Annotated in this window: 16 protein-coding genes and 2 other annotated features (1 of these 18 running past the window's edge); of the genes, 4 read left to right on the top strand and 12 right to left on the bottom strand. The window is 35.3% G+C overall.

Annotated features, from left to right (window positions below):
* Positions 1 to 185: a binding site (T-box leader), on the bottom strand; it reaches 61 nt to the left of the window's first position.
* Between the two features lie 193 nt (positions 186 to 378).
* Entirely contained in the window at positions 379 to 915 is a 537-nt protein-coding gene (msrA, locus tag AC2CGR_RS04365; protein WP_484480564.1) for a peptide-methionine (S)-S-oxide reductase MsrA, read from the top strand.
* A gap of 162 nt (positions 916 to 1,077) precedes the next feature.
* On the opposite strand, the gene AC2CGR_RS04360 is transcribed toward msrA, so the two are convergent.
* The 5 genes from AC2CGR_RS04360 to AC2CGR_RS04340 all read right to left on the bottom strand — a co-directional run bounded on the left by AC2CGR_RS04360 (position 1,078) and on the right by AC2CGR_RS04340 (position 4,351).
* Complete coding sequence (locus AC2CGR_RS04360) at positions 1,078 to 1,278, bottom strand: hypothetical protein (protein WP_000919322.1); 201 nt, start codon at positions 1,276 to 1,278, stop codon at positions 1,078 to 1,080.
* Between the two features lie 196 nt (positions 1,279 to 1,474).
* The gene (locus tag AC2CGR_RS04355; protein ID WP_087968135.1) at positions 1,475 to 2,371 is read right to left on the bottom strand and encodes an RCC1 domain-containing protein; all 897 of its coding nucleotides are present in this window, start codon (positions 2,369 to 2,371) and stop codon (positions 1,475 to 1,477) included.
* 117 nt (positions 2,372 to 2,488) lie between these two features.
* A complete protein-coding gene (locus AC2CGR_RS04350) occupies positions 2,489 to 3,130 on the bottom strand; it encodes a FusB/FusC family EF-G-binding protein (RefSeq protein ID WP_131101871.1) in 642 nt (213 codons plus the stop codon).
* A gap of 110 nt (positions 3,131 to 3,240) precedes the next feature.
* Positions 3,241 to 3,927, bottom strand: coding sequence for a DUF421 domain-containing protein (locus AC2CGR_RS04345; RefSeq protein WP_087968133.1), 687 nt, complete (start codon positions 3,925 to 3,927; stop codon positions 3,241 to 3,243).
* 160 nt (positions 3,928 to 4,087) lie between these two features.
* Positions 4,088 to 4,351, bottom strand: coding sequence for a CD3324 family protein (locus AC2CGR_RS04340; protein WP_087968132.1), 264 nt, complete (start codon positions 4,349 to 4,351; stop codon positions 4,088 to 4,090).
* A 326-nt stretch (positions 4,352 to 4,677) separates the two neighbouring features.
* Between AC2CGR_RS04340 and AC2CGR_RS04335 the strand changes: the two genes are divergently transcribed.
* Entirely contained in the window at positions 4,678 to 5,382 is a 705-nt protein-coding gene (locus AC2CGR_RS04335) for a polysaccharide deacetylase family protein (RefSeq protein WP_087968131.1), read from the top strand.
* A gap of 35 nt (positions 5,383 to 5,417) precedes the next feature.
* Here the strand turns inward: AC2CGR_RS04335 and AC2CGR_RS04330 are convergent, their stop codons facing one another.
* Positions 5,418 to 6,755, bottom strand: a complete 1,338-nt coding sequence (locus tag AC2CGR_RS04330; RefSeq protein ID WP_087968130.1) for a sodium-dependent transporter — start codon at positions 6,753 to 6,755, stop codon at positions 5,418 to 5,420.
* Positions 6,756 to 7,056: 301 nt separating this feature from the next.
* Positions 7,057 to 7,279 (bottom strand) — a binding site (T-box leader).
* A 220-nt stretch (positions 7,280 to 7,499) separates the two neighbouring features.
* Between AC2CGR_RS04330 and AC2CGR_RS04325 the strand changes: the two genes are divergently transcribed.
* Positions 7,500 to 9,134, top strand: coding sequence for a putative polysaccharide biosynthesis protein (locus AC2CGR_RS04325; protein WP_087968129.1), 1,635 nt, complete (start codon positions 7,500 to 7,502; stop codon positions 9,132 to 9,134).
* A gap of 194 nt (positions 9,135 to 9,328) precedes the next feature.
* Here the strand turns inward: AC2CGR_RS04325 and AC2CGR_RS04320 are convergent, their stop codons facing one another.
* From AC2CGR_RS04320 to AC2CGR_RS04305, 4 genes are all read right to left on the bottom strand, one after another.
* Entirely contained in the window at positions 9,329 to 10,153 is an 825-nt protein-coding gene (locus tag AC2CGR_RS04320) for a DUF4037 domain-containing protein (protein ID WP_087968128.1), read from the bottom strand.
* Positions 10,154 to 10,243: 90 nt separating this feature from the next.
* On the bottom strand, positions 10,244 to 10,756 hold the full coding sequence (locus AC2CGR_RS04315; protein ID WP_087968127.1) for a GNAT family N-acetyltransferase: 513 nt from the start codon (positions 10,754 to 10,756) through the stop codon (positions 10,244 to 10,246).
* An 80-nt stretch (positions 10,757 to 10,836) separates the two neighbouring features.
* On the bottom strand, positions 10,837 to 11,754 hold the full coding sequence (gene cysK / locus AC2CGR_RS04310) for a cysteine synthase A (RefSeq protein ID WP_000762271.1): 918 nt from the start codon (positions 11,752 to 11,754) through the stop codon (positions 10,837 to 10,839).
* A 10-nt stretch (positions 11,755 to 11,764) separates the two neighbouring features.
* A complete protein-coding gene (locus tag AC2CGR_RS04305) occupies positions 11,765 to 12,976 on the bottom strand; it encodes an MFS transporter (RefSeq protein WP_484480563.1) in 1,212 nt (403 codons plus the stop codon).
* A gap of 222 nt (positions 12,977 to 13,198) precedes the next feature.
* Here AC2CGR_RS04305 and AC2CGR_RS04300 point away from each other — a divergent pair, with 222 nt between their 5' ends.
* The gene (locus AC2CGR_RS04300) at positions 13,199 to 14,839 is read left to right on the top strand and encodes a peptide ABC transporter substrate-binding protein (RefSeq protein WP_087968145.1); all 1,641 of its coding nucleotides are present in this window, start codon (positions 13,199 to 13,201) and stop codon (positions 14,837 to 14,839) included.
* 41 nt (positions 14,840 to 14,880) lie between these two features.
* Here the strand turns inward: AC2CGR_RS04300 and hflX are convergent, their stop codons facing one another.
* A complete protein-coding gene (gene hflX / locus AC2CGR_RS04295) occupies positions 14,881 to 16,140 on the bottom strand; it encodes a GTPase HflX (RefSeq protein WP_087968125.1) in 1,260 nt (419 codons plus the stop codon).
* A 483-nt stretch (positions 16,141 to 16,623) separates the two neighbouring features.
* Complete coding sequence (locus AC2CGR_RS04290) at positions 16,624 to 17,172, bottom strand: cobalamin biosynthesis protein CbiN (RefSeq protein WP_131101865.1); 549 nt, start codon at positions 17,170 to 17,172, stop codon at positions 16,624 to 16,626.
* Positions 17,173 to 17,201: the final 29 nt, after the last annotated feature.

Genomic DNA, 17,201 nt, shown 5'->3' with positions numbered 1-17,201 from the left:
TCTGTAGGTCCAATTAGACCCCCGTCCTTTTACCGGAGACGATGCCGTCGCCCTCTACTCAGTTTCCCTTTCGCAAGCGATGCTCCGAGGTGATCTTCAATGATTCGATTGTTACTACTCTCACAGCCTTGGAGTAGCTCTCTGAAACGATCATAATCATCTACTTTCCTCTTCTTTGCATATACAATATATAAAGTTAGAAAATTCTTAATTGACTTTTATTTGTTACACGTATTATAGGATGCGATTCTTTTCATTGTCAACATGTTTTTCAAAAATATTTTTAATAATACATATATTTTTGAATCTTTTTTATTGCTCAATAAAACTTTTTGTATAATACTATATAAAACACATATATTTAGGAGGATTACAGCAATGTCCAAAAAAACATACGAACTCGCAACCTTCGCAGGCGGTTGCTTTTGGTGCATGGTAAAGCCATTTGATGAACTTCCTGGTATTCATAAAGTACTTTCCGGCTATGCAGGTGGTCATGTAGAAAACCCAACATATGAACAAGTTAAAGCTGGTACATCTGGTCATTTAGAAGTCGTACAAATTACATTCGACCCTTCTATTTTTCCATATAAAAAATTACTAGATTTATACTGGCCACAAATCGATCCAACTGATGATGGCGGACAATTTTTTGACCGTGGTCCATCTTATCGCACTGCTATTTTTTATCATAATGAAACACAAAAAGAGCTTGCTGAAAAATCAAAACAAGCTCTTGCAGAAAGCGGTATGTTTAAAGAGCCAATCGTAACTGAAATTCGCCCGGCTGCACCTTTTTATGAAGCCGAGGAATACCACCAACATTTCTATAAAAAGAACCCAAAGAAATATGCTACTGAGCAAAAAGAATCTGGCCGTGAAGACTTTATAAAAGAAAATTGGCAAAAAAAATAATAAAAACGCATCGTGCTTTTTAGTACGATACGTTTTTATTTTTGATAAAAGTACCATACAATGATAAAAACAACAGCTGTTAATGCCCAAAGTACTATCTCGTTTTTCACCCTACTCTTTTTCTGATTCATTCCATCCCCTCCTAGTAACAATTAAGCATAGTCAAGACTTCTTTTGTTCAATTGTCCACTGGATAAAAGTAAATAAATCCTTACATATTCTTATAATAAAACCACCAATAATTCCAATTGCAATTGAAATTAATAACATCTGTCCAAAACTAAAAGAATTTGTGTACGTTATGTAGAGAACGATACATATAAGTAAAACATACGGTAAAGAAAGTAAAAACCTTTTTAACATTCCTTTATCTCCCCTATACTTTATTTATATCTTCTACTGTAGCTTTGAAATAAAGTTTGTTCAAAAATTCCATTTAGACAATCATTTTACGAAAAAAGAATACGAACCTCTATTAAAAGGAATTCTTATCTACATATCCTATTCCATAATTACTCCTAAAATAGAATAATATTACTAGTGATTTATTGTAAATTAACTATTTAACAGGCAATCGAATGTTGCGCCAGCTACCTACATCGCATTGTCCATATGTATTATCGCCTACCGCTACCACCGTGCCATCTAATTTCAATCCGACCGTATGCACACAACCAGCCGCTATTGCTACAATATCTCGCCAATCACTTATATTACATTGACCATACTCATTCCACCCCACCGCCACAACGGTACCGTCTGATTTAAGTCCGATTGTATGATTCGTACCAGCTGCTATCGCTACAATACCTCGCCAGCCACTTACGTCGCATTGGTTATGTTTATCATTCCCCACTGCAATCACTGTGCCGTCCGATTTCAAACCAACAGTATGAAGATAACCAGCTGCCAACGCCACCATACCACTCCATTCGCTTACATTGCATTGGCCATATCGATTATTCCCTACTGCCGTCACCGTTCCATCCAATGTAAGTCCAACTGTATGCCAGTCCCCCAGCGCAGCCGCCACAATATCACGCCAGCTACTTACATTACATTCTCCTTCTTTATTTCGGCCCACTGCTACTACCGTGCCATCCGATTTAAGACCAATGGTACGACGCCACCCTGCCGCTACCGCTACAATATTATGCCAGTCGTTCACATCGCATTGACCATGCTTATTCCATCCCACCGCTTCCACAATATTATTACTTTTAAGAGCGATTGTATGAGCATTACCTGTGTTCGTCGCCATATGAACATTGCCCGCTGCGACGGCTTCAATATCACACCAACTGCTTACATTACATTCTCCTTCTTTATTTCGCCCCACTGCCACAACTGTGCCATCCGATTTAAGAGCAACGGTATGACCACGACCTGCTGCTATTGTATCTTTAGGCCAACGTTTCACTTTTAACGCCTCTTCTTTCGATGAAATGCAATTCATGTTTACCTCCTTCAAAATAAGCAACTATATTCAAACATATCTGTTTATCAAACTTTATTTTTAATCTACATCTTCAAAAAATAAATACCTCCAGTTTATAAACTAGAGGTATTCTCTTCATTTCTTTAATCGCTCAATAAAATCATGTAATTTATCAAGAGATTTCATATTATGATTACAAGCCACGGCATCTTTGCAAATATAGTTTCCCTTTTTCACGAAAGTTCCCGGTACATCACCTTTAATTTCAACTAAAAACATCCCAACTTCTTCATGTCCATGACATAATGAACAAATACTCTTTTTATTTAAACTTTGGAACGTTCCTTGCAGACCAACAAACTTATTTTTATCATTTTTTGCTATAATAAATTTCCTACTTGATCCTTTATCAATCCAGCTTAAATAAGATAATTCTTTCATATCTATTTCTTCCATATCAGGCAGTTTTAACTTTTTCGCTTTAGGAAATAGTTTTTTTAATGTTTGCGCTGTAACTTCCTGAAACGGAATGACATACGGATTTATTTTCATTAAAAACGCTTCTGCATCTTCTCTATTTTGAACTGTTAATACCGTATCAATTAGCTCTTTCTGTTCATCCGTTAAATTCTCAAATACATGTATTATCTTTTCAATCGCAAGTGATTTTAACGCTTGAATTACTCCTCTATCATTTGCAGTTGCATGCCCATTTGCTAAAATATAAGCTTGTGATTTTATAAAATTGTATTGATCACTTCTAATAAAAGCTTCCATCTTTATCACTCCATACAAATTGTTGATCTAGTTTTATTGTATACAAAGATTCAGCTTTTTGATATGTAAAAGATAACTTAGAAACGAATATTACATACTCCGATTATGTTCTACCGCTTCATTTCCTGACAAAAGAAGCCATCATCTGTTTTCCATTCCGCATATAACACGTCTTCAAATTTAGTAATCCCTTTTTGCTTTATTTGTTTATAAAGCCACCCTTCATCAAAGCCCGCTTCCCTCAAATTATCTTTCACTACTTTCCCATCACTAATTAATGAAATTGGTAAGTATACAGGCTTATGTTTTAAACTTAAATCATTTATAGTGGGTGATTCGTATTTACTTTTCTTTAGAACGCTTATGTTCCCATTAGGTTCCAAAATCATATATTCAACTTCTCTGATTGAAAATATGTCTTTTTGTTGCCTAAGCATTTGTTGTAGTTGATTAATATCCAAATGATTTGAACTTAATTGTTCCCGATCAATCTTTCCATTACGGATAATGATAGAAGGGGAGCCTTCAAAAAAACTTCTCGTCCCTCTAAATTTTTGTGTTATCACTTCTATTGAATAGATTAACACTACCCATACAAGTACTGCATATAAAATAGACCATACTTTTATTTCCGGATCATATATAGTATTTCCGACTAATTCTCCGAGAACAATGGCAGAAATAAAATCAAATGGCGTTAACTGAGATATTTGTGTCTTCCCTAATATTTTAGTAGCAATCAATAGCACAAAAAAACCAAAAAATAGTTCTATCGTTATTTGTCCTAAATGATTCATATATGCTCACCTTTCTGCTTTTCACTCAAATGCTCTATATTCTAGTAAAAAAACGGTACATTTTTTCTATTATCTTGTCCATTTATACACAATATATCCGGTACATACAAAGCAAAAAGAGTCTCGTTCAAAATAATATTTGAACGAGACTCTTTTATCTTCATTTAGAATACACTATCTTTTTAATCGTTTCTCCGGAAAGAAAATACTCCTCTGCAAGTTGATGAACGGAAATCCCACTTTTAAACGCTTCTTTAATCGCTTTATTTCTTTCATCTAACTGTTTTCTTCCTCCAGATCGTGTACCCCATTTATAACGTTTTGTTTCTTGTTTTGGAATGTAAATTGTTTCACCTTGTATATACTTTTGAATTTCAACAATTAAACTTTCTGGTAAAACCGTCGCTGCTTTAACGTATTTCATTTCTGCTCGCCCCTTATTTTTTATGGTTCATTTCAATAAGGTGCAAAGCCAAATATAAAAAATGATACGAGCTCATTTAGGCGATTGTATATTACTTGTCTACCTCACGCAAAGTATCGCCATTTCCATACTTGGCTTTGCATGAGACGTTGCAGTGTCCGGCAATTGAATTATAATCGCCATTTAAACACCTCCTAATATACCTTTTGCATTTTATTATATGATAAATTCCTTTCCCTTGCATCCACATCCTTTTTAAAGCATGCAATTACTTAGTTTGATATAATACTTTTTAGTCCAATCCAAAAATATAGTGAGGTTACTTTATGAAAAAGAAAATAATCATTACAATCGTTACATTATTCATTATTACTGTAGCATTACTTGGAACATACAAATTGATGAATGCAAGAAGCTTTCAATTGTTTGGAGATTTAACAAATCGAGTAAAAACAAATGAAAAAGTGATTGCTTTAACTTTTGATGATGGCCCTACTAACAATGTAAAACAAATATTACCGTTACTAGATACATACAATGCAAAAGCTACTTTCTTTTTAATCGGAAATGAATTAGAGAAAAACCTATCGTTAGGAGAATCTATCGTACAATCTGGACACCAAATTGGAAACCATACATATTCTCATAACAGAATGGTTTTTAAAACTCCTTCTTTTATTAAAGAAGAAATAGAAAAAACGAATTCATTAATCCACCAAACAGGATTTACAGGCGCAATTGATTTTAGACCACCTAACGGAAAAAAGCTAATTGGTCTGCCCTATTATTTAAATAAAAACAATATCAAAACAATCACATGGGACCTTGAACCTGATACCTTTTATAAGTCTGCTGCTGATAAAATTGAATATGTTAATAAAAATGTAAAACCAGGTTCTATCATTTTACTGCACTCTATGTATGATGAGTCTAATGAAAATTTACAGACCATTGAAGGTATTTTAGACTCTTTATCTAAGAAAGGCTATCAGTTCGTAACAGTAAATGAATTGCAAAAAAGAGCAAAATAAAAAGGTAGCGTATCCAGAGCGATACGCTACCTTTTTTAAATAATGCCAAGTACATTTAAGAATACGATAATAATCGCAATTGGTGCGATAAAGCGCAGTAAGAATAACCATAATACGAACAGTTTATAGCCTTTATTTTTACTTACACCAAGCTCTTTCATTAATACATCTTTCTTCATCTTCAAAGGAACAAAGATGGAAACTAATAAAACACCAAGTGGCATGAGTACGTTACTAACCGCATAATCCGCTAAATCAAAGACTGTCTTTCCGAAAATCTTCAGATCGCTTAATATACCAAATGACAATGCTGACGGTACTCCAACAACGAAGATTAATAAACCTACGATTAAGGCCATTTTTTCACGTTTCCCTTTACCTTTTGCAGTTAAAGATGCCACGCTAATTTCTAACATCGAAATTGCTGATGTAATAGTAGCAAAGAAGAATAGTAGTAAGAAAACGATGAAGAATAATTTTCCGAATGCCATTTTACTAAAAATAGCTGGCAGTACGATAAATAATAGCCCCGGTCCTTGAGATGGTTCCATTCCAAATGCGAACACTACTGGGAAAATTGCAAGTCCTGCAAGTAATGTAATCACAAGCGTTAAAGCTACGATAGAAAATGCTGAACGCGGTAAACTTTCCTCTTTCGGTAAGTATGAGCTATACGTTACCATAACGGCTACCCCTACAGATAACGAGAAGAACGATTGTCCCATTGCGTATAAAATGATTTCTGATGTTACATGTGAGAAATCAGGTTGTAAGAAGAAACGAACTCCTTCTCCAGCACCATCTAACGTAAGTGCACGAACGATTAATACAAAGAATAAAACGAATAGTGCTGGCATGAAATATTTATTTACTTTTTCAACACCATTTTGTACACCTTTACTTACGATAAAAATAGTAATAAGAATGAATAATAACTGTGATCCAACTGCTAAATATGGATTGGAAATGATTTCACCAAACGTAGCTTCGTATGCGCCATTTCCTTCCCATAGTCTACCTGTAATTGCATTCCATAAATATAATAAAATCCATCCTCCTACAACACTGTAGAAAGAAAGTAATATGAAACAAGTTACAATCCCTAATTTTCCTAACCATGGCCATAATGTTTTTGGTGCAATTTCTCTATACGCATCAACAGCCTCTTTTTGTGTGCTTCTTCCGATAACGAATTCAGCTAATAATAGTGGTAAACCAATTAATAATGTGAAACCGATGAAAATAAGGAAGAACGCGCCGCCTCCTCCAATTCCGGCCATATACGGGAACTTCCAAATCGCTCCTAGACCAATTGCTGAACCTGCTGCAGCTAATACGAAACCTAATTTCGATGTCCATTGCTGTGAATTCATCTGTTAATCTCCTCTCTTTATCTTTTTCTGTTTTACAATTCGGTATTTATATTGTTCTATCCATGCTCTTTTCTAATACACTCACGTCCTCCCTAGTAATAAAAAAACGCCCCTACGTAAATACGTAGGGACGACAAAAATATCGCGGTACCACCCTAGTTATGAAGATACACCAAAGTTAGGACCTAAATAAAAAACGTCCCTACGCAAATACGTAGGGACGATAAAATATCGCGGTACCACCCTAGTTATGAAGCCACAACAAAGTAAGACCTAAATAAAAAACGTCCCTACGTAAATACGTAGGGACGATAAATATCGCGGTACCACCCTAGTTGTGAAACAGTCTTCACCACTTTATTTGATAACGGTATAAGCTACCGTCTTTCATTTCCTCATAATGTGAGATTTATGAAAGATGCTCCAGGACGAACTTCATGAATAATCTATATACTGATTCACACCAACCATCAGCTCTCTGAAATAGGGAGATATTCACTACTATACCCTTTCATTGCCCAAATATTATTTTCCGAATTGATTACTATCATTTTTATCACACATTAAAAATAGTGTCAACTTATATTTTGAATTTTTATGTATTACATTCTTTTTTAAAATTCGAAATGTGACTTTTAAATGAATAATATTAGAACATTTATGTTCCATACTATATTAACTTCTCTAACAGGTTTATAGTAGTATACGATGAATGCAAGACAGCACGAGTAGGAGGAAAGAATTTTGTCTACTTCAAAAGTTTTAAAAGGAACTGCTTTATTAAGCGGCGCGACAATGATTTCACGTATATTAGGTTTTATATACTTCTTCCCTTTTCAACTATTAGTCGGAACACAAGGGGTCGCTTTATATGGATATGCATACTCTTGGTACGGTATTTTATTAAGCTTTTCAACTGCCGGTATCCCTATTGCCGTTTCCAAATTCGTTGCAAAGCATAATGCGCTTGGTGATTATAGTACAAGCAAAAAATTATACAACTCTAGCGTAAAATTAATGTTGTTTATGGGCTTTTTAGGATTTTTAATTTTATTTATTGGAGCACCATATATATCCCAATTTATTATTCGCTCGAAAACGCCAGATCCACAATTTATCGCCGACGTAACCCTTACGATGCGAGCATTAAGTTTTGCACTTATTATCGTACCAGCTATGAGTGTTACACGTGGTTATTTCCAAGGTTTTCAACATATGAAACCAAGTGCTGTTTCTCAAGTCGTGGAACAAATTGCACGTGTTGTTTTCATTTTAGTTGGTAGCTTCATCGTCTCAAAATTATTAGGGGGTTCAGTAGCTTCTTCGGTTGCAGTTGCTACGTTTGGCGCTGTTATTGGAGCACTTGCAAGTGTCTCTATTTTAATGATGTACTGGAAAAAATATAATGGGTTAAAACCTCCCGAAGGTGAATTAAAATCAAGAGCATCCAATATCCCATTAAAAAATATTTATATGGAATTACTTCGATATGCAATCCCAATTGTATTTGTCGGCATCGCAATTCCGCTCTATACGTTAGTGGATCAATATACTGTAGCTGATGTCCTTAGAGCGATGGGAGAGCCGTTAGAAACAGCAAATGCAGTTTTCGCTTATATAACGAACTATGCCCAAAAGTTAATTATGATTCCGGCTTCACTTGCCACTGGATTCTCCTTAACAATCATTCCAGCTATAACGAAATCTTATACAAGCGGAAAACTAGAAGAATTACAAGAACAAATTGCAAAGATATTTCAAGTCTTGTTATTCTTCACGATCCCGGCTGCATTTGGTCTTGCTAGTATCGCTTACGATGCATTCCGTATGGTTTATGTAAATCCCGAAATTGCACTTGGTGGATCACAATATTTAATTTCATTTGCACCTTCTGCTATATTAAGTGCGATTTTCACAGTTTCAGCAGCTATATTACAAGGAATCGATTATCAAAGAAAAACAATGATTGCATTCTCAGCCGGAATCCTCGTTAAAGTTGTAGTAAATACACCGCTCTTACATTTATTCGGCGGACACGGTGCTGTACTTGGAACCATTCTTGGATACCTCGTGTCCAATGTTATCATGTTGTACTGCATTGTTAAGTTTGCGAAATTTAAAATTGGTGAAACAGCAAAAACAGTATTTCTTATTACAATTTACTCAGCAGCAATGTCTGCTGTTGTGATGGCATTAAAAGCAATTTTAACATGGTTAATTCCTGGACAATCATATATCGAATCACTTCTCATTGTCGTTATATGTGGTGTTGCAGGAGGGATCGTTTACCTTTTATTCGTTCTAACGAGCGGACTTGCTTCACATATTCTCGGTGATAAGATTCAACGATTACCCATACTAGGTAAATTGATTAAATAAAGTGAAACTTTAATCAGTGGGAGTTTTCTTCATCCCCCACTGATTATTAGTTGAACCAATCGGACTTTTATGGTCAGTTAATCCACCACCTAACTTCTTTGCTCTCGCTGAATTTTGAGGTGGGGGTCTTACTGCCCATTAAAGCGGGATAAAAAGAAAGAAGGGGTGTAACTCATTGTTACACCCCTTCTTTTTTACTTCGCATATTGAATACGTTTTTGCTGTTCTGCAATATTTAATTCTGGAGCATGGTGTTCTACTAACTGTAATAGCTCCTCGATTAACACTTCTAACTCCTGTACACTATACTCTGGTTTTCCTATTAACGCATTCGCCATACGCTCATATAAGTTTTCAGGCTTAATACTCATTCGGTCCACGTTATTCGGCATCCATTTAAAGGCAGGATGATGCACATACATTTGGTTTAAACCAAATAAGACCCCAAATATATTTCTTTGTGCTTCACAAATAACATCATATAGCATAAGCCAATCTTTTCGTTTTAAAAGAGCCTCTCGATTATGCCAGCGATTGCTTAACCAAAGATTCTCTGAAATCATCCGTTTCGCTAGATTTTCTGGATATGCTACCACTCTATCTTTTAATTCATTCACTTTCTCTTCCCCATACAAACTAACACCGTCATGCACGGATGATACGATACATTGTTTTTCATAACTTATATCATATTGATCCACCACATCCGAAATAACTTTCTCTACTGTTTCTGTTAAAAAGTTACTAATCTCTAATTTAATTCCTTCTTTCGTCAAATACGTTTCCGACCATTCTTCTTCCTCGTAAGGATGATATGACAAAATTGTTCCACCAATATAGTTAATAGGCCCTTTACGATCCTCATTCTCTGGTGGCATTGACCATAAAATATGTAGTTCTATATCTGAATGTTCATCTTCTAACTTTCTAGCTACTGAGCCTGCTAAAATAATAGCCTCTACTTTTGGATTTCTCCTATAAATCTCCGACATTTCTATTGCTTTCTCTTTTAACCCCACTTCATTTCCCCCTATAATTGCATTACAGCCTTACTTCATTTATTTATTTCGATATTACACATTGTATTCCCTTTTCAAAGTTCCACTACATCATATTTCTACCCAATAACGTTGTACAATTTCCCCAGTATGAGAAGAAACTACTTCATTTTCTAACACACCGCCAACCTTTTGAATCGTTTTAGCCGAAGCGATATTAGCTTTATCACAAGTTATTAACACTTTCTGCAATCCTAATTTTTGTGCTTCACCCAATGCAAGTTTCAATTGTTTTGTCGCGTAACCTCGGCGACGTTTATCCGGATGTACACTATATCCAATATGACCACTTTCCCGCAATAATTCTTCGTTTAATCGATGTCTAATATTTACAAAACCTATAAGTTCCCCTTTTTCAAAACTTAAAAATTGGCTAGACGGTACTCGATTACCTTGTAAGTTTTCTCCCGATTCTTGTATACTCACTTTTTCAAACCATTCATCGAGAGAATCAAAATTTTGTAAAGAACTACTTCCGTGTGGTTGTTCTCCTGATTGTAAAAACGCATGTTTATATTCCAAAATTTCTTCACTATATTCATGTATTGGTTTTAATAGTTTCATTGTTATTCTCCCCCCTCTTTACAACCTAAAACAAACCCCTTACTCGTAACAATTTCACGAGTAAGGGGTTTGTATCATCTTCATTCAAATAATCCCATACTCAAATAACGTTCCCCTGTATCAGGTGCAATACATAAAACTTTTTTACCAGCACCTAATCGTTTCGCAATCATAATCGCTGCGTAAACAGAAGCACCAGAAGACGGCCCAACTAATAATCCCTCTTGTCTAGCTAAGTTTCTCATTGTCGTTAAAGCCTCTTCGTCTGCAATTTGAATAATTTCGTTATACACCTCTGTATTTAAGTTTTTTGGGATAAACCCTGGACTTGTTCCTACTAATTTATGAGGACCTGGAACACCGCCTGATAGTACTGGAGATCCTTTCGGTTCTACTACTGCAATATATAAGTTTGGTAGTTTCTCTTTTAACGTTTCCCCAGTCCCTGTAATCGTTCCGCCTGTTCCTGCCGTTGCTACAAAGGCATCAAGTTCTCCATCCATTTGTTCATAAATTTCAAGTGCAGTTGTATAACGATGAATATTTGGATTTGCTGGATTTTCAAATTGTTGCGGAATAAAACTATTTGGAATTTGCTTTTGCAATTCTAACGCCTTCGCAATTGCTCCTGGCATTCTTTGTTCTGCCGGTGTTAAAACTACTTCTGCACCGTATGCTTTTAATAAATTTATACGCTCTTTTGACATATTATCTGGCATAATTAAAATCGCTTTATATCCTTTTGCGGCTGCATTCATTGCTAAGCCTATTCCTGTATTTCCACTTGTCGGCTCAATAATTGTATCTCCTGGTTTGATGAGACCATTTTCTTCTGCAACGTGCAGTAAATTATAGGCAGCACGGTCTTTCACACTGCGCGATGGATTAAACATTTCTAGTTTTACATACACATCTGCTGCGTCTTCTGGAATAAATTTAGATAATCGGACGACAGGTGTATCTCCTATTAATTCTGTTACGTTTTCACATAATTTCATGGCGCATCCCCTATTCTATCGTTTTCTTATCACTTGGTAATAACCAAGAAGTAAGTCCAATTAATGGTAGACAACTACATAGTAACATAATGAATTGTAGACTATATATGTCCGCCAATTTCCCAAGGACTACAGATCCTAAAGCGCCGAGTCCAAACGCAAGCCCTACAATTAATCCAGATACCATTCCTACTTTTCCAGGAACAAGCTCTTGCGCATACACAACAATTACACTAAAACTACTTGAACTAATAAAACCGATACATAAAAATAGCGGTACAACCCACACGAGCGAAACGTGAGGTAATAAAAGTGCAAGTGGTGCTGAACCTAGCATTGAAAATACAATAATTGTTTTCTTTCCAAATCGATCTGCTAACGGTCCACCGAAGAAAGTTCCTAATACACCAGCAATCATAAATGCGAAGACGAAATACTGAGCATTTTTTATAGATAAGTCGTAATGCTCAATTAAGTAAAATTGATAAAAATTCCCGATACCAGCACCGTACCAAGAGCGTACAAAAGTAAGAAAAACAAGAAGTAAAATAACAAATTTAATATGTGTACTTACAATCGCATGTTCTGCCTCAAGCGCAGCCCTCTTTTTTCTTCTCACAGCGCCAGTTGCTAATTCATTCCTATACCAATTTGATACGAAAATTAATAATACAATTCCTACCGCTGCAAAGGCTGTAAAACCTAAAGAACCAATTTGACCGAGCGGAACGAAAATTAACGCTGTAAAAATAGGAGCTAAGGAGTTCCCTGTATTTCCTCCTACTTGATAAATCGCTTGCGCTAAGCCCCGTTTTGCACCGGACGCCATATAAGCAACTCGGGCACCTTCTGGATGAAAGACTGCGGAACCTAATCCGATAAATAAAACAGAAATAATAACAATAATAAAATTCGGTGCAAATGCAAGTCCAATCATCCCAAGCATACTCGAAAACATTCCGAGCGGTAATAAAAATGGTGACGGTTTCTTATCCGAATACATACCAAAAACCGGTTGCATAATCGATGACGTCATATTTAATGCAAACGCAATCCACCCTACTTGCATATAGGATAAATTCATCGTTTTTTCCAAAATAGGAAACAACGCGGGCACAACTGCTTGCATCGAATCATTTAAAAAATGACCGAAGCTAATCGCAAATAATATTCGATATATTGTCGGTGTTTCTACTTTGTTTTTTTTCGAAACTGCCTGCATATGTGTATTTCTCCTTCCTGTACAAAATATATATTTATTACAGTAGGTGTAATAAATTCTGACTTTTGAAACATTTCTATTCTATACTGGTTTCATTTCTTTTTCCAGAAATATCACTTCTTACATAATATATTTTTTCTATACGTTTTATCGGATTTATTTATAGAAATTTTCTATATTTTCTTTTATACTAAGGCAGAGGTGAAGGGAAGGATGACAACTATGAAGAAAAAAACTAAAGGAATCGTTGCACTCTCAATCACATTATCTATGTTTTTAACAGCATGTGGTCAAAAACAAGAGGCAACAACTACTGGAGAAAAGAAACAAGAATCTTCAAAACAAGTATTAAACATTGTAGAAGCTGGGGAAATTTCTACACTTGATTCATCTATCGCAACCGATGGATTTTCTTACGCTGCTTTAAACAACGTAATGGAAGGATTATATATGCCTGGGCCTGACAATAAACCTGTTCCTGCAGCCGCTGAATCATACAAACTGAGCGAAGACGGAAAAACATATACATTTACACTACACGATTCAAAATGGTCAAATGGCGATCCAGTAACTGCTCATGATTTTGAATATGCATGGAAACGTGCCGTAAATCCAGAAACTGCTTCTGAATACGCACACATTATGTTCGATATTAAAAACGCTGAAAAAATAAATAAAAAAGAATTACCAATTGACTCATTTGGTGTAAAAGCAATTGACGATAAAACATTAGAAGTACAGTTAGAACACCCTGTTCCATACTTTTTAGGGTTAATGGGATTTGCAACATTTTATCCTCAAAACCAAAAAGTTGTAGAAGCGCAAGGGAAAAATTACGGACTTGAAGCTGCAAATGTAGTTTATAACGGACCGTTCCAATTAAGTGAATGGAAACATGATACAAGTTATAAAATGACGAAAAACCCGAACTACTGGGATAATAAAAATGTGAAATTAAATGAAATCAATGTAAATATTGTAAAAGATACTTCAACAGCTGTTAATTTATTTGAAAGCAAACAAGTAGACCGAATTACAATTAATTCAGAGTTTGTTGATAAATATCAAAAAGATCCAAGCTTAAAGAAAATGGAACGTCCTTCCGTAACATTTTTCCGATTCAGCCAAAAGAATCCTTTATTAGCAAACAAAAATGCTCGTAAAGCAATTTCGCTTGCTTTTGATAAACAAGGAATCGCAACAACGATTTTAAACAATGGTTCTATACCTGCGAATGCATTCGTTCCAAAAGGATTCGTAAAAGGACCTGACAATAAAGATTTTCGCAGTACAAGTCATGTAAAAGTAGAAACAAATGTGAAAGAAGCTAAAACACTATGGGAAACTGCGAAAAAAGAAACAAACTTACAAAACGCTTCTCTTTCAATCATAACAACAGATGAGTCTAACGATAAAAAAATTAGTGAGTTTTTAAAAGGTGAACTGGAAAAAAACTTACCTAGATTAAAAATCACATTACAACCACTTCCAGTAAAAGCATTTTTAGATCGTGAAGGAAATGGAGATTTTGAAATTTCACTTTCTACTTGGGGACCAGATTATCCTGATCCTACAACATTTTTAAATATGTTCGTCACAGACGGACCGTTTAATAAGATGAGTTACTCAAACAAACAATACGACGAATTAATTGAGAAAACGAGCTCTACTTTAGTAACTGACTTACCAGCACGTTGGAAAGCGTTCCAAGATGCCGAGAAAATCTTACTTGAAGATGATGCAGCTATCGCTCCAATCTTCCAATCAGGACTTGTATATTTAGAACGTCCAACAGTAAAAGGTGTTGTTGTTCGTCCATTTGCAGGAATTTATTCTTATAAATGGGCCTCTATTACAGAATAAGAAAAAGGCGATCCTAAAACATTTTAGGATCGCCTTCTTTATTAAATTGCAAAACGCTTATATTTTTCGTAATCGCTCGTCTTACATTCCACTTCTAGTTTCGTACCTTCGTTTTCATAACTCGTAGATAGAACGTGCGCATGAGTATTGAAATAAGAAACTACCTGTCCTTGATCATACGGAATTAACATTTCACACTTCGTATACTCTTTATAAATGTGTGAGCGAATCATTTCGACAAGCTCTTTTATTCCAACATGTTTCTTCGCCGATAAATAAACACGGTCTTCTTGTACTTTCGGAATTTCAACATCTACCATATCTGATTTGTTATAAGCATAGATTGTTGGAATATTTTCTACTCCAATTTTCTTTAACGTTTCATTTGTAATATCAATTAACTGTTCATAATTTGGATTTGCATAATCTACAACATGAATAAGTAAGTCTGCTTCCGCTACTTCTTCTAACGTTGAACGGAATGCTTTCACAAGATGATGCGGTAATTTACTTACAAATCCAACTGTATCTGTTAATAAGAATGATTTATTATCTGGTAAATCAATATTTCGCACTGATGTTTCTAACGTTGCGAATAACATATCTTTTTCAAATACTTGTTTTTCTTCTGTCCCATTATAAATTTCAAGCATCGCATTCATCGTCGTTGATTTTCCTGCGTTCGTATAACCGACTAATGCTACAACAGGTACTTCATTTTTCTTACGTTGTTTTCGCTGCGTTTGACGCTGCGCAACAAGTGCTTCTAAATCTTTATTTAAAACTGAAATTTGTTCTTCAATTTTACGACGATCCAACTCTAATTTCTTCTCACCGACACCTTTATTTTTCGTACCAACACCGCCGCTCTGTCTTCCTAACGACTCACGAAGACCAATTAAACGAGGCATCATATACTGAAGGTGGGCCACCTCTACTTGCAGCTGCGCTTCTTTCGTTTTTGCACGTTGCGCAAAAATATCTAAAATTAATATGGTACGGTCAATTACTTTACAATCTAAATCCGTTTCTAAATTTCGAATTTGTGAAGGAGATAATTCGTCATTAAAGATTACCATATTCGCATCTACTTCATTTACATAGGCTGCTACTTCTTCAATCTTTCCTTTTCCAATATAATGGGATGGATTCACACGTTGTAAATTTTGCGTCACTTGTCCAATTACCTCTACATCACAAGCTTCTGCAAGATTCGTTAGCTCTTCCATCGAATATGCAAAATCATCTTCATTACCTAAATTTACTCCAACTAAAACTGCTCTCTGTAATAATTCTTCCATATATTTATTCCTCCATTTCGATTACGTAAAATAAAAAACACAGGTCACTGCCTGTGTTTTCGTAAACGGATAAGGGTTCACCAAAGAAATAGAAGAAAGTTGTGCTTTCATCCTATCTCATAGTCATTAAGTCCCAAGATCATACACGTATCCACAATAAGTGTTCACCTATACAATCCCATTCTATTTATAAAGGCAAAACAAAAAGAGGGCGTATTCGTCCCTCCCTCTTTTTCACATATAAGCTTAATAAAGGGTTCCTTTAAAATAGGCAGACCAATCCCGTTCACTCTGTACACAGACAGAGCCTTTGAGCGCTATTCAATTATTGGCACAAAGTATTGAGACGTAATCTGATTAAGATCAAAGGAAGCCCCTCCGTTCATTTTAAGTTACATAAAGTGTAGCATAAGTAATTCGCTTTCACAAGGTTTAACAACCTATATCACACGAAAGAAAATCTTTATATTTTTACTTTAATCGTCATTTTTTGCGAGTTCTTCTTACACTAAAAATCACAAGAACTACTATCAGTAACAGACCTACAGAAAGAGTAACAACTTGCCACCAGCTTAAACCGTTCAACATGCCACCTTTTAAATCGACTTTATTCGTCGGAACAGATTCTTTTGCAATTTGACTTAAAGCAACTTTGTCCGCTCCTGCCTCATCTAACCTCTTCGTTCCACTACACATAGATGTCTCTAAGTTTTCCTCTCCTCTATAAGAAGAAAAGACTATGTACTCTCCCCCCTCTGAAAAAGGAAATGTACAACTACTAAAACTTGTATATACAATCACTTGCGAAGAGCTTGTCCCTTTCCAAATTCTCTTCACTTCAAATAATGTTTTCATTTTTCCGTCCTTCTCTTGAACCTCTAATACCTTACCTTCAAACACTACATCATTGTTTTGTAACTTCTCTTCTGATGATGCTTTCACACACTCACAAGCGTAAGACTTCTCTGGTAAAATAAAATAAGTAAGGCTGCAAATTAAAACTAGAGACAATACATATACGATTCTTTTCAAGAATCTCAAACCCCTTCATGATCAATTTT

The organism is Bacillus sp. LSHTCR4, assembly GCF_057197025.1.
This window is presented reverse-complemented; position numbering and strand designations above follow the sequence as displayed.